The organism is Weissella ceti (assembly GCF_018394055.1).
Classification (GTDB): domain Bacteria; phylum Bacillota; class Bacilli; order Lactobacillales; family Lactobacillaceae; genus Weissella; species Weissella ceti.
Window position 1 is genome coordinate 670646 of sequence record NZ_CP074441.1, and the last position, 14181, is coordinate 684826.

A 14181-nucleotide genomic window follows, 5' to 3' on the forward strand; every position below is an offset into this window, starting at 1 on the left:
CATTAAATCAAGACTTTACACTTGTGAAGTCATCTTATTTTTAATTTTTCTTTTTATTATTAAAAACAAGTGACATATATACAACTATCATTTAATTAGTCAAAAACACCGAAACAACAGCAACATAGGCACGTAAACCATTTAGTTTCATTTAAGGTGTTAAAAAAAGGTAATTCCATTAACACAATGAAATCACCTTCTTTTTGAATATTTAAAAATTAAATTTCACAAACATTAACCAACTGTACCACTTGAGATATTAGGCATCGTAATAATATAATCTTGAATTCGTTGGGCATACGTTGGATTCTCTTGTTCTTCTTTAATTTCTTCTTTTAACGTCGTTAATTCATCAGTAATTAATCCATCCACATGATAAGACATCATGCGACGCATCGTATCCCCATCATTAATCGTCCAAGCATATACCTCACGTCCCGCAGCACGCGCTTTAGATGTAAATCGCTTGTTCAACGTTGTTTCTTCCATTGTATATGCATCCGCATCCGTATGTGGGTAAATAAAGTTATACGGTAAAATATATGAAACGTACAGCAAAGGTGCTTTTTCCTTCACACTTGCGACCACATTATAATCTAATGACTGCACTTCATGGCCATAAGCTAGCAGTGTATCTTCATACTTATCCAAAAAACGCTGCATCATATCGGGTGAGTCTTTTTTAGATGTCTTAATTTCTACAAGTAATTTTTGATCTAAATCATTAGCAACTGCTAAATATTGATCAAAACTAGGTAAGGCTGCAGTAAATCCGTTTTCATGGACCTTCATTTTTTGTAGTTGTGCAAGCGTAAAGTCTTGTGGTGCCCCATCTACACCCGTTAAAGTCTTCAAATTAGGGTCATGCATAACCACAAATTGCCCATCTTTCGTTTCTTGAATATCCATTTCAACTAAATCAGGCGCTAATTTGCTCGTTCGCTTCAAGGCAGGAATCGTATTTTGTGCGCCATTTGGGTTTTCTACCCCATCTACACCTCGATGTGAAATTGTTTTAGGGATGGACTCACCAATACCTAACATGAAAACCACATTAAACCCAATAATAATCAATCCTGCTAACGCAATAACTGTAACAGACGTTGTCTTCATCCAACGAGCGCCCCGCCAAGATACAAGCGGTTCTGATTTAGTCATGTATGGATATAGCGCTGGGTGAGACAACAGGAATGACAAGATAACCATTGAAGCCCAAGCACCAAAAAAGACATTCAAGATTTGGATTAATGACAAATTAGCCACACCACTAAACAAGGCAATTGAATTTGAAAGTTGATCAAATCCTATTTGAGAGAAATATACAGCCGTAAAGGTAATAATGCGTGGTACTGTCGTCAACATCCCTAACGCCCATAATTGAATTGCAAAACGCCAGAATTTACGATGAGTAATGGCCGCACTAATGCTCACCGCATCTTTAGCTGCCAAATTACCTACCACCATTAAAGGCAACACGAAAATCCAACGAACAGCAATATACCCAACCACAATAGCTGCAATTAAGATACCTAGACTAAACAGTATATTCTGCATCAAAAAGTCTAATATAAATGTCGGAATAACAATTTTCCCTAACAACTGACTACCAAAAACAAGTTGCGTTGCTTGCATAATCACTAAAAAGTAAGCTAACAAGAACAGCGCCGAAGTCCAAGTTTGATTACGGACCGTTTCCCAACTCTCTTTAACCAACTGTAGGACATTAAAACGACGTTGCTTAATCTGACGCATTCTTAATAACAAATATGAAAACTGCATAAAGACTAGTGAAAGCAGCAATATAAATAACAAGAGCAACAATATCGTCGCAATTGGTTTCTGAATTAAGATATCTAAATTTGTATATGAAATATACGGGATATCTTGTAAGCGTAAAATCCATGACGCTGCGCCATTAAAAAACGCAATCGCAATTTGCAACACAATATTTAGACTGATAAACAACATCAAATAACTGGCCCATTGCCGTCCAAATTCTTGTGTACTAGATTTAAAATGTTTTAAAATCCCCATATTTCCTCTTCTTTCATCTTATCAAAATTGACTCGAATACTGTATTAACCCTATTATAACGCAAAAAAAGGACAGCCTCTGACGAGACCGTCCTTTTCTTTACTTAGATAAACGCGCAATTTCCTTTTCAATCTCCTTAAGGCGACTTGTTAAGTTCTTTTGACGTTCTTCAAAGTCTAAGCTACGACCGTTGTTTGAGTATGTCGCAACTAGCTTGCGTTGTACTCGTGAACGGTGGCGCTTTAGTACTTGAATCTTAAACCAGTTGTTTAAAGACATAAGCATACCTCCCGTTTTCTTGTCTTAACAGACTATTATTTTAGCCATTAAGCATTAATTCGAAGTTAAAGTAAGTAAACCTAACTCGTAATATTCAACAGTATAACATATTTTTAGTAAAAAAGCATCTAATTTTACATTAGATGCTTACGTTTTAACTATTAAAAGTGGATGATTCCAGCGATATCATTGTTTACCCAAACAGTACGTTCGTGGAAAGGCTTTCCAGCAAAGTTTCCTTCTGCCATTTGGAATGAACCATCAGCATTAACTGAAGTAATGTAACCAACGTGACCGAACCCTGCATACCAACCTTGTGACTTAAATGATACAACTGATCCTACTCGAGGTGTCATTGAAACATTAACGCCACGGGCTTGTGCGTTAGCCGCCCATGATTCAGCATTTCCAAGGAATTGGAATTGTGAAACATTGACACCACGTTCAGCCAAGATGTTCGCAACGAATGAAGTACATTGCGCTGCTGGGTAGCTGTAACCACCATTGTAGAATCCATTGATTCCAGCTTGGCGAACATTAACTGACTTCACTTGCGTGTTAGCATCGTTAGTTGTTTGCTTCTTTGGCGCAGCTGGCTTATCTTGCTTTTGAGTTGTTTCTGGCTTTGTAGTAGGTGTTCCCACAGATCCACTCAAAGCTGACTTCTTAAACCAAACAGGTTCTCCAGCCATTGTTAGGCTCAAGTTATCACCTTCACTGTAACGAATATCGTAGTTTCCATTTGAGAAAGTGAAGTGTGACCCTTCAGTAAGAGTTTGCTTTTCACTACGGTTTCCATTCGCATCCGTAACAGTCAATGGATCAACTGGAATCCAGTTATTGTAGTCAATTGTTGGGATAGCTAGTGGGTTCGCAACGACGTACCACTTACCCATGTGTTGTACTAGACGATCAACCTTGTATACACCTTCAACGTTCATTGAAGAAGTGTTAGCAGATGCTTCATCAGCAGTTCCCATTGTTGCTAAAGTTGTTGCCCCTACCATAGTAGCTAACATTGCTACCGTCTTTTGTCCCTTTGTAGTAATCATCGTGTTTCCCCTTAAATATCTATCTCTTAATATGTCTTTAACTATACATAAAGTTCTTTACGATTTCTTAACATTTATTAATCTTTATGACTACAATTTAGAAAACCTTAATATTTAAGTTTTTTCACAAAACAAAAAACCAATATTAAACATAAGTTAAACAAAAAGCTTAACGCAAGCTTTAACGAGCTTTATTATCGACTATACCAATTCAAAATAATTCAGCCGCCACTCCTTAAATGTTACGAAAACATTACAAAACAAGCGTTTAATGTCTTTTTCTCGTTAAAAAAAGACATTAATTTGCATTAATGTCTTAAGAAATTCTTTACTTAATTAATATTTAACTTTTGAATAATTGTATCCAATACACCATCATGATTATTGTCCGAAACAGCATTTTCAAACTCATTAATTAAACGTTGTTCACCGTTCGGCATTGAAATTGGCATGCCAACAAACTTAAGCATTTCGTAATCATTCATACCATCTCCAAAAGCCATGACTTCTTCAGGTTGAACATTAAAAGCATCCAACAAATATGTTAGTCCAGTGGCTTTATCAACATCTGCAGGAATAACATCAACAGATCCATATCCTGATGTCGTTGCACGCAAACGACCTTCAAATTTATTATTGAAAACCGCAATCAAACGATCCGCTTCTTCAGGAAGACAGTCAAACGTAATTTTATTAATACGATCATGCTCAAAATCAGCCAATGCCTTAACAAATTTTAGATTTGGTAAGTATGATTCAAACAATGGAAAGCGTTCCCCTACTCCAATGAAATCTTCATGCATGTAGTTATCTTCTTCACCAGTGTAGACGATTCCTGCACGCCAAGTGATGTTTTCACTTAACAATGTTTTAGTGATATCTTCAATATCGCTTGTCTCTAATACAGACTTACGATATTGCTTTTGATCAGCATCAATGACAACCCCACCGTTATTAATAACGTAATCATAACGCCCATAAAAATCGGCAAAAACACGATCAACAACTCGCTTATCGTTTCCAGTCGCAATGACAAATCGCATGTTATGCGCTTCAAAGTAATCCAAGACACGATCGAACTTCTCTTTGTTAATGTTTTTTTGATCATCAAAGAATGTACCATCTAGGTCTGTTGCAACCATTTTAATTTCTGGCATATTTAACTCCTCATCTCATAACGTAATTGACTAAAAGTATAACATACCTAAATCAGCATAAAAAAACCTAATATTTAAAGATAAACAAAAAACAGCAACTAAAAAGTCGCTGTTCCTAATTTTATTAAGTTGTTTCGTCAAAATAAATACCGTTCTTTTGACCGTTTTTAACATGATATAGCGCTTGATCCGCCGCATTAAATGCTTTGCTCAAGTTATGATCATACAAACGATTGTCACTCACTCCAGCTGAAACCGTCACATTCAAATGACACACTTCTTGTCCGCGATATTGAATCGTACTACGAATGACATCGAACAAAGTTCGCAAATATGTCTTACTCATTGGAGACTCAGAATCCATAGACATAGCTACAATAATTTCGTCCCCACCAAATCTAAAAATTTGCTGATTTTTGACATGCGATTGATTATTGAGCACATCGCGCAACATGCGAACAACCATCTTCAACACTTCATTTCCCACCACATGTCCATGCAAATCATTAATTGCCTTAAATTGATCAATATCAACAACCATCATAATGATGTTTTCTTCTTGTGCAGGCCCTGACAAAAACTCATTAAACGCACGATAATTTTGAATTTCAGTTAATTCATCTGTATACATAACCTCTTCTTGAAAGAGAGCATTCTTTTTCGTATAGTGTGCTAAACCTGCAATGTACAAGCCAAACATCGTATACACAACAATAATGAATAAAATATTATTGATTGTTGTCATGTGTGGTAAAAAGAACATCAATTCCATGATTTCTAAACTCATAAATGCCACTGTCAAGAACGTAATTTGCCATTTCAAGCGTGTAAATTGACCACTAACCCAACAAATCACATTAATGATAAGCCACAAACCAAGCAATAATTCAATCGAATGATCAACTGTCCATCCACGATAAAACCATAACGCAAACGCGAGAACCGTTGGTGTGACAATCGACAACCCCTTACTTGCACTTTTGTTCATAGTTGAGACTAATGCAATCATGATTGGCATATAGACAAAGAAAATAAATCCTATCATATGAAAAGTTAAAATCAAAATAATATAAACAAAACTTGTTGCAAAAATGATCTCAATTATACGTCGTACACGCATCGAGACAAATCGTGTATTTAATTGCGTCACAAAAAATATAGACATACTCATACTGAGTATGAAAAACAATATTAAAATCCCGTTAGCAATAGCTCTAAGCATTCCACCTACCTCATTATGTAAAAAAACGCCTAAAGGCGCTTAAAAATTAATACGTTACCCTCCCAAGCGTTTAACGTTCCCTATTTTTACCCCTTCAATGTGCACTTAATCTAAGTCAAATACACCATGTCGCTTAGCAATTGTTAGAATTCGCGTCACAAATCCCATCCCTTTAGCAGTCAATTGCATACTCTCTAGTGGTTCTGCACCATACATGATGCCCGTCATTGCTCCTAACAAGGGTAGCATACGTTGTGGCGCACCTTTTAATTCTGAGGCTAAATGCAATGCACTAAACTTATCACTAGTATTTAATAATACCCATAAAGTTGCCTCTAACGTGTCAACCACATCAGCACTAGCTGTAATGTCATTAACAGATAAACTCTTAAAATCCGGTGTATTTAATGTATCAAACGCACCTAAGTCAGCTGCAAAAATTGGATGCTTAGCATAGTATTCAAAGGCCGAACTCATCGCTTCATCTAATGCAACTTCTAACGTTTCACCACTTAACAATTGGTTGACAATCATCGCATACAAACCAACTGCCATTAACGTACGAGGCGTATTATGTGTCACTCCACAAATTTGATGTAAGATTAACATTGCCGGATCTTTCGTCACAAAATCTTGACCATATTCTGAACGCAAATAAAGCACTACAGGTGTGATACGTAGTAATGCGCCATTTTCAGAATCCTCTGGCGCTAGACTACCTGATGAAAATGGATCCCGATTATCTAAATAGTGTAAGATTGCTTGTTCCGTGATACGACCTGGAACTTGTTTCTTCCGTAGAGCAGTATAATCCGCATGTAGGTACCAATATGTAAACTGATCCATCAAGGCTGCTAAGTTGTACCCACGAGACAAACTACTGATTGTGGCCAGCGTTAAAGAACCAGCTGCACGCCAATCAGCTTGTGGTTGTCCTTCTAATTCTTGAACAAGCAAATCTGCTTGTAATATACCCAAAGTAATATTATCTAAGTCATTACGCGTTGATATCATGCTTGCTCTCCTCAACTCTTATTAAAAAATTTTAACATGAATTTCTAGTCATTGGCAAATCACCCGACATTGGCTATAATTTTAATTATTGAAAGATATAGATTAGGAGACAAATGGATACAATGGTTAACTCAGAAAACGCTGCATTCCCCCTTGAGGTCTTACGTGACCGTTTATTACCCAACTTGTTTCAAGAAAACGAATCAGAAATCTCTTACTGGGCTGGAAAAAGCCTTGCGCAAACAGAAACATTTTCCAGCGATGCGCAAATTATTGAATTCTTCGCTGCAGCTGGATTTGGTGAATTAGAGGCCCTAAAAACTACTACTACACATGCCGATTGGCGCCTATCTGGTCCAATCGTCACAGCTCGTGCTATCGATGGTCGCGAAGCATCATTTAGTTTGGAAGCCGGCTTCTTGGCCCAAGCGATGGAAATGGTGTTAAACCGATCAGTTGAAGTTACCAGTGAACTAAGCCGTAAAAAAGACTATGTTAAGCTAACTGTCCTAATTGGTCTACCAGACGACGAATTAGTATAAAGTAAATAATATGATTAACTCACTACCACAATCGTTAGTAGTGGGTTTTTCTTTTGTTCGCAAAAAGAGCCATGATTAGCAATTTAATCATGACTCTTTTTGCGACAACTAAGGATTACTTAGCTGACTTAAAAGCTCCTTGGAACTTGTAGATTGGGAATCCACGTTCTGAGAACTTTTGTTCATATTCAGTTTCAACGTTGTCTACCATCTTATCTGCATCTGCGTGCAAGTCCAATGAAATACCACCCGGTAGGAAAGTAATGCCGTATTGCGCAAATGAGAACAATGAGTATTCAAACAAACCACGGTTGTCAGTCTTGAATTCTAGTTCTCCACCATCTGGCAAGATGTTTTCGTAACCTTCAAGGAATGACTTGTAAGTCAAACGACGTGTTTCGTGACGTGACTTTGGCCATGGATCTGAGAAGTTCAAGAAGACCTTAGCAACTTCACCCTTTTCAAAGTATGTGTCAACTCCGGCACCATCACCGTAGATGAACTTCAAGTTAGGTAGTTCGGCTTCATCTTCATCTGCCTTACGGGCCGCAACAGCAACCGCAGATTCTTGAATTTCCATTCCGATAAAGTTAATTTCTGGGTACTTCTTAGCCATCCCCACGATAAATTGACCCTTACCAGTTCCAACTTCGATGTGAATAGGTTGTTCCTTAGCAAACAAGCCTGCCCACTTCCCCTTCATATCTGTTGCTCGCTTTTGTGTTACCACTAGATCAGCATGGTCATCAATCCATGGTCCAGCCCACATTTTCTTTCGTAAACGCACGTGTTTATCTCCTTTTGAACATGTTTTCCGCTTTGCGGTCTGAGTATAAGAATACCAAAGCTATGGCCCACAAAACAAGACCAAATTCAATCATTAAGATTGATTTTATTGTTAGACCAGCGATTAAGCCCATCATCAACCACAAAAATAGCATCATCCCCATTAATGGTCCTGCCACTTGGTGAAAAGCACGCTGTCGTTGTTGCATTGTTACGGGAATTAAATGATCAAAGACGCGTTGTTGGTAGGCCAACATAATTGGCAAGATTTGGATTAAGAAGACATACATTAATCCCATCAATGTCCCTATTAACAACCATCCTTGCAGTGTTACAAGTAACACACCACCCAAAACCGTCATCGTGCCCCATAATTGGAGATAATCATTCGTACGGAAAAAACTTGTAATGTAGAGTGCTGTTAATCCGCGCCCATTTGGCCAATGCCTAATCATCCAATCTGACCAACGATTTGGTTTCACAGTTGCCTTTTGTTCTGGGATATCCACGAACCAACTAAAGACATGAACAATCTTTTGAACACGCTTTGTCTCTAAACTTGCAATGCGACGCCAATTTAACAAATCAGACTCTGTATACTGTTCAAAACGTCCAGCTCGAACATATAACCAAGTCATATTGGCCAGTGCTAAAGCAACACTACCAATTACGACACTTATCAACCAGCCAATATGCATGTGCAATTGTAGCCACACGACCGGAAACAACACTAACAAAATAATTAATTGGATAACCGTACGGATAGCTAAACTATACATCAAACCGAAATAACGTAATTGACGAAGGTCGCCTTCATTGCCTAAGAAATAAATGGCGTCTTCTTCCTTAACAAAGGTCGCTGGGCGGCTTAAGATCATCCCCGTTAATAACGTAAGGCCAGTAATCACGAATTGATTAAGCAATGTCACTTGCATTGAACTTAAGAATTTTTGATAACTAACTAATCCCGCCCCCATCAAGAATATCAGCGCCAGAATAGCGTGATCGTTAAATACATAGCGTAAATATTTAGAAAATTGTTGCCATTGACGTTGCCAACGTTCTTTAAATAACTTGCCTGCCATTAGCGTGCCTCACGTGGATCGACATAATCGACTAGCTTACCGTGACTTGTGACTTGTCCGTGTTCCAGATAAACAAAGTTGTCCGCCAATTCTGCTAATTTTTCAACCATGTGTGTTGTAACGAGAATACTTGCGCCAGTTGCCTTTTTTTCTGCCATCAAGGCTAATAAATGGTCAACCGCCACAACATCTAACCCCAAAAAAGGCTCATCAATGATGTACAACTTAGCATCTAGTGTAAAAGCCATCACAATCATCAACTTTTGCCGCATCCCCTTAGAGAAATGCGTTGGATACCATTGTTCTTTATTATCTAAGCGGAACAGATGCAATAATTCCTTCGCTCGCATCCATGCGCTGTCATTGTCCAAACCATACGTATCAATCATTAATTGAATGTGTTGTTGCACGGTTAGTTCAGGATAAATAACGGGTTGTTCAGGAATATAGGCAATTTGCTTCTTGTAAGCAATTGGATCTTCAGTTAAAGTCACACCATTCAACGTAATTTGACCACGAGTCGGTGCCAATAAGCCAATTAAATGATTAATTGTCGTTGATTTCCCAGAACCATTAAGCCCAATCAAAGCCATGACTTCCCCAGATGCAATTTCAAAAGACACATCTTGTAAGACATTTTGTTGGCCATAACCACCAGACAAGTTTGATACTACGAGACTCATATCTATCCTCACTTTTCATCGTTGTTTATATTTCTATTTTACACTAATTCAAATCGCTTCGGTTTTTGGTTTTACTGCGTGATTCCTGTATAATTAGCATTAACATTATAGTTGATGAGGGAGAACTGATTTATGCAAACTGAAGCTGATATTTTTGATTTGATTGTCCAAGGTGAAATTCCTAGCTACAAGGTCTACGAAGATGAAGACGTTCTTGCTTTCTTGGACTTGAGCCAAGCTACACCAGGCCACACTTTGTTGATTCCAAAGCAACACGTGGCCGATATCTATGGTTACGATGCTGACTTAGCAGCCCGTGTGTTGACTAAGATTCCAGTTGTCTCACGTGCTATCCGTGACAGCGACCCATCAATCATTGGTTTGAATGTTTTGATGAATAATGGAGCCCCTGCTGGGCAAAGCGTCTTCCACTCACACGTTCATTTGATTCCACGTTACGAAAACGATGGTCTAAACCTACCAGCTGACGTTGAAGCACACGAAACAACGCCTGAAATTTACAAGGAACGTGCCGCTAAGATTGCCAAGCAATTTAACTAATTAGGAGGTCAGTATGCGATTTTTCTCTAACTTATTCAAAGGTGCTATTGCCCGTTTTAAGGCATGGCGTAATCAAGTCACTCACCTACAGTTATCAGTTAAGAAGTTGAACAAGGCAACTGCTGATCTAAAAGCTTCTCTACCTACTGTAGAAGAATTCGCGCAAGATATGGAACGTAGTTCACGTAAGTTAAATTACAAAAACAAGCCCCATCTTGATCGCATTGAAGATGCTAATGCACGTATCCAAGCTAACTTGGCACAAATCCAAAACATCTTGAGTCGTCAAAAGACAAAGTAAACCATATAAAAAGCACGAACCATTCTATGACCTTCCGACTTACTGAAGGCTTGAATCGTTCGTGCTTTTTAATTTGGTATTTAGTTTATTCGCCCATCACGACGAACACACTATTCGCTTCTATCACTAAAGAGCTTACTTGCCCATTTGTACGCGTAATTCCATCACTGTATCACGCAAACTTGCGGCTTCTTCGAAATCCAAACGTTTAGCGGCTGCACGCATTTGTTCTTCCAAGTTTTCAAGCGTTGCTTCTTGATCGGCTTTCGCCATATCCTGAAAGGCAACTTGCGTAAAGCTTTCTGATTTATTACCAGATTCCACGCTACGTGTTACTTGAATGTTTTCACGAATTGGCTTAATGATTGTTTGCGGCGTAATGCCATGTTCTTCATTATAAGCCATTTGAATCTCACGACGACGTTGTGTTTCATCAATCGCCGCTTGCATTGAACGGGTTGTCTGATCTGCGTACATCAAGACATGACCGTTTTGATTACGGGCGGCACGACCAATGGTTTGAATCAAAGAACGTTCATTACGTAAGAATCCTTCTTTATCCGCATCCAAAATCGCTACCAATGATACTTCCGGCACGTCGATTCCTTCACGCAAAAGATTGATTCCAACTAAGACATCAAACTTTCCCAAGCGTAAGTCACGAATAATTTCTGTTCGTTCTAACGTCTTAATGTCTGAATGCAAGTACTTAACCTTAACCCCAACATCTTCTAAGTAATCACTTAAGTCTTCGGCCATCTTCTTCGTCAATGTCGTCACAAAGACACGCTCGTCCTTTGCGACACGTTCATTGATTTCGCCTAGCAAATCATCAATTTGTCCCATAACTGGACGGACTTCAATCGTTGGATCTAGCAAACCAGTTGGTCGAATGATTTGTTGGGCAATATGGTCAGGTGTCACACGTTCAAGTTCGTAGTCACCTGGTGTCGCAGACATGTAGATAATTTCGTTGAAGTGTGTCTCCACTTCATCCAACTTCAATGGACGATTGTCTAAGGCACTTGGTAGACGGAAACCATAATCAATCAACGTTTCCTTACGTGCACGGTCACCCTTATACATACCACGGATTTGTGGCATTGTAACGTGGGACTCGTCCACAACAATCAAGAAGTCATCCGGGAAGAAATCAAGCAAGGTAAATGGTGGTTCACCTGGTACACGACCATCCATGTGACGAGAATAATTCTCAATTCCGTTGGTGAAGCCCATTTCTTGGATCATTTCCAAATCGTATTCAGTACGTTGCTTCAAACGTTGTGCTTCAAGCAACTTCCCTTCATCTTCAAACTTCTTCAATTGTTCATCAAGTTCAGCTTTAATTGTCTTAACCGCACGTGAACGAATATCGTCATTCGTCATAAAGTGGGTCGCCGGATAAATCGTGATGAAATCTGTTTCCAACGCAATTTCACCTGTTAAGGCATTAATTTCGCGAATACGCTCGATTTCATCCCCGAAGAATTCCACACGAATTGCACGAGAATCAGATGATGCCGGGAAAATTTCCAAAACATCCCCGCGTACACGGAAACGACCACGTTGAAAATCAATGTCATTACGGGCGAATTGAATATCAACTAGCTTACGCATAAGCTCATTACGATCTAGTTCTTCTCCAACCCGTAGATTAATGACGTGATCACGGTATTGTTCCGGGCTACCTAGCCCAAAGACAGATGAAACAGATGCGACGACAATGGTGTCATTACGTGAAAGCAATGATGCAGTCGCCGCATTACGTAGCTTGTCAATTTCATCATTAATAGATGAATCCTTTTCAATATACGTATCTGATGAAGGTACATATGCTTCTGGTTGGTAATAGTTATAGTAAGAAACAAAGTATTCAACCGCATTATTTGGGAAGAAATCTTTGAATTCACTATACAACTGTCCCGCCAATGTTTTGTTATGTGATAAGACCAAGACTGGTTTATTCGCATTTGCAATCACGTTGGAAATCGTAAACGTCTTTCCAGTTCCTGTTGCTCCCAACAAAATTTGCTCTTTCACATGATCTTCAATACCAGTTGACAATTGTTTAATCGCCGCCGGTTGGTCACCAGTTGGTGAATACTTCGACACTAAGTCAAAGGTCTGATCTTTTGTTGGTTCTTGCATGATAAACCTCCCTTGTGATGCCTACTTATTTGCAGGCATGTACATATCAATATAGATTTGCTTCAAACGGTCTGATCCTGGAAATTGTTCATTCAAAAGTTCGGGTAAGACTTCACGAATAAAGTACGCCACACTTGGCATATCTCGGAATTCATGAATTGTCTTCAAACTTTCACGATAAATTTCCACAAAGACGCGTTCTGGATTTCCCTTTTGTAGTTCTTCGTATGCTTCATACAACAAGTCAATCTTGTCCGCTACTGACAAGATGCGGCCTTCTAATGTGTCATCTTTCCCCTCGTGTAGACGACGCTTGTAGATTGCTTGTAATTCCGCTGGAATTTCAGCTTCTACGAAGTTGTCTGATAGGTTATCTTCCACATCCGCCAACATTTCGCGTAGAACTGGGGATGCATACTTAACTGGTGTGCGAATATCCCCAATGAAACGTTCTGAAATGTCATGGTTCAAGGCCTTTTCATAGACCATACGCCAGTTCACTTCATTGCCATTTAGTTCTTCTAAGTCACCCAAGAATTGCGCGGCTTGTGTTACCTTCCATGAGTGCGCAGCCACTGAATGTGGTTGGTATTTGAAATACCCAGGTGCGCGAGAAATCATTTCTAATTCATTTAACCCTGACAAATATTGATGCATTCCCATTACTTATGTGCCCCTTTTCTTGTGTCCCTATGATTTTACACTCCCATTGTACCACAAAATTTGGCGTCCGCTTGTGAGATAGCTAACAACGAAATCATTCAATCTCTAGCGCATATCAAACTCCCATATAGATCAATACTCAGTAAACAAAAACACGCTATCATCTATGTAATAGCGTGTAACTTTCATATTTAATTTATAAGCGTAAGTGTCACTTATTTAGCTACTGTATTAGCCGTCATTTCTGTTATGAACGCCTCAATAGAATTTACAAATATTGTATCTTGAAAATAAGGATCATATTCAACGAGCGTTTTGTCTTTTGGCAGACGCAATAAGTGAGTCGCATAATCTTTAAAACCCGATTGCTTCAAGTATGTCGCGCATTGGGATACATGTCTCATAAATTCTGTACCTGCTGGTAAAGAAAAAGCATATCCAAACATTTGATTATCTTTTTCACCAATAAACGCCATTGTTGTCATTATCGTTCGCCTCCTATTCCATTCTGGGATACTTCAAGTATCCATTTTTCTTGTTCATGTCGCGAATGTTCTTTTAAATTTCCTGTTTCCCACTTGGCATCCCAAATTTGTAACTCCCATGGAAAACTATTAAAAAAACACGCTACCTCTCAAGAGATAACGTGTTTCC

General features: G+C 38.8%; 15 protein-coding genes. 3 read left to right on the plus strand and 12 right to left on the minus strand.

The window, feature by feature from the left end; genetic code table 11:
* Positions 1-234 precede the first annotated feature (234 nt).
* The 6 genes from KHQ31_RS03360 to KHQ31_RS03385 form a co-directional block, all read right to left on the minus strand.
* Entirely contained in the window at positions 235-2034 is a 1800-nt protein-coding gene (locus KHQ31_RS03360) for a glycerophosphoryl diester phosphodiesterase membrane domain-containing protein (RefSeq protein WP_213409579.1), read from the minus strand.
* A 99-nt stretch (positions 2035-2133) separates the two neighbouring features.
* A complete protein-coding gene (locus KHQ31_RS03365; protein WP_213409580.1) occupies positions 2134-2313 on the minus strand; it encodes a hypothetical protein in 180 nt (59 codons plus the stop codon).
* Between the two features lie 161 nt (positions 2314-2474).
* A complete protein-coding gene (locus tag KHQ31_RS03370) occupies positions 2475-3365 on the minus strand; it encodes a CHAP domain-containing protein (RefSeq protein ID WP_213409581.1) in 891 nt (296 codons plus the stop codon).
* 332 nt (positions 3366-3697) lie between these two features.
* Positions 3698-4522 carry a Cof-type HAD-IIB family hydrolase gene (locus KHQ31_RS03375; RefSeq protein WP_213409582.1) on the minus strand — a complete coding sequence of 275 codons (825 nt, stop codon included), beginning with the start codon at positions 4520-4522 and terminating at the stop codon, positions 3698-3700.
* A 124-nt stretch (positions 4523-4646) separates the two neighbouring features.
* Positions 4647-5567, minus strand: a complete 921-nt coding sequence (locus KHQ31_RS03380; protein WP_213409583.1) for a GGDEF domain-containing protein — start codon at positions 5565-5567, stop codon at positions 4647-4649.
* 282 nt (positions 5568-5849) lie between these two features.
* Positions 5850-6758, minus strand: a complete 909-nt coding sequence (locus KHQ31_RS03385; RefSeq protein ID WP_213409584.1) for an ADP-ribosylglycohydrolase family protein — start codon at positions 6756-6758, stop codon at positions 5850-5852.
* A gap of 113 nt (positions 6759-6871) precedes the next feature.
* On the opposite strand from KHQ31_RS03385, the gene KHQ31_RS03390 reads away from it, so the two are divergent.
* Complete coding sequence (locus KHQ31_RS03390) at positions 6872-7300, plus strand: DUF2507 domain-containing protein (protein ID WP_213409585.1); 429 nt, start codon at positions 6872-6874, stop codon at positions 7298-7300.
* Positions 7301-7415: 115 nt separating this feature from the next.
* Here KHQ31_RS03390 and trmB read toward each other — a convergent pair whose 3' ends face one another.
* The 3 genes from trmB to KHQ31_RS03405 are packed head-to-tail and all read right to left on the minus strand — an operon-like array spanning position 7416 to position 9854.
* Positions 7416-8087 (minus strand): tRNA (guanosine(46)-N7)-methyltransferase TrmB, encoded by a 672-nt coding sequence (gene trmB / locus KHQ31_RS03395; RefSeq protein WP_213409586.1) that lies wholly within the window; start codon positions 8085-8087, stop codon positions 7416-7418.
* Positions 8088-8091: 4 nt separating this feature from the next.
* The gene (locus tag KHQ31_RS03400; protein ID WP_213409587.1) at positions 8092-9171 is read right to left on the minus strand and encodes an ABC transporter permease; all 1080 of its coding nucleotides are present in this window, start codon (positions 9169-9171) and stop codon (positions 8092-8094) included.
* Positions 9171-9854, minus strand: coding sequence for an ABC transporter ATP-binding protein (locus tag KHQ31_RS03405; protein WP_213409588.1), 684 nt, complete (start codon positions 9852-9854; stop codon positions 9171-9173). Before KHQ31_RS03405 ends, KHQ31_RS03400 begins: the two co-directional genes overlap by 1 nt.
* A gap of 132 nt (positions 9855-9986) precedes the next feature.
* Between KHQ31_RS03405 and KHQ31_RS03410 the strand changes: the two genes are divergently transcribed.
* Positions 9987-10415 (plus strand): HIT family protein, encoded by a 429-nt coding sequence (locus KHQ31_RS03410; protein WP_213409589.1) that lies wholly within the window; start codon positions 9987-9989, stop codon positions 10413-10415.
* Between the two features lie 13 nt (positions 10416-10428).
* On the plus strand, positions 10429-10716 hold the full coding sequence (locus KHQ31_RS03415) for a hypothetical protein (protein ID WP_213409590.1): 288 nt from the start codon (positions 10429-10431) through the stop codon (positions 10714-10716).
* A gap of 135 nt (positions 10717-10851) precedes the next feature.
* Here the strand turns inward: KHQ31_RS03415 and uvrB are convergent, their stop codons facing one another.
* From uvrB to KHQ31_RS03430, 3 genes are all read right to left on the minus strand, one after another.
* On the minus strand, positions 10852-12864 hold the full coding sequence (uvrB, locus tag KHQ31_RS03420; RefSeq protein ID WP_213409591.1) for an excinuclease ABC subunit UvrB: 2013 nt from the start codon (positions 12862-12864) through the stop codon (positions 10852-10854).
* A gap of 21 nt (positions 12865-12885) precedes the next feature.
* On the minus strand, positions 12886-13527 hold the full coding sequence (locus KHQ31_RS03425) for a YfbR-like 5'-deoxynucleotidase (protein WP_213409592.1): 642 nt from the start codon (positions 13525-13527) through the stop codon (positions 12886-12888).
* A 215-nt stretch (positions 13528-13742) separates the two neighbouring features.
* A complete protein-coding gene (locus tag KHQ31_RS03430; RefSeq protein ID WP_213409593.1) occupies positions 13743-14012 on the minus strand; it encodes a hypothetical protein in 270 nt (89 codons plus the stop codon).
* Between the last annotated feature and the right edge of the window lie 169 nt (positions 14013-14181).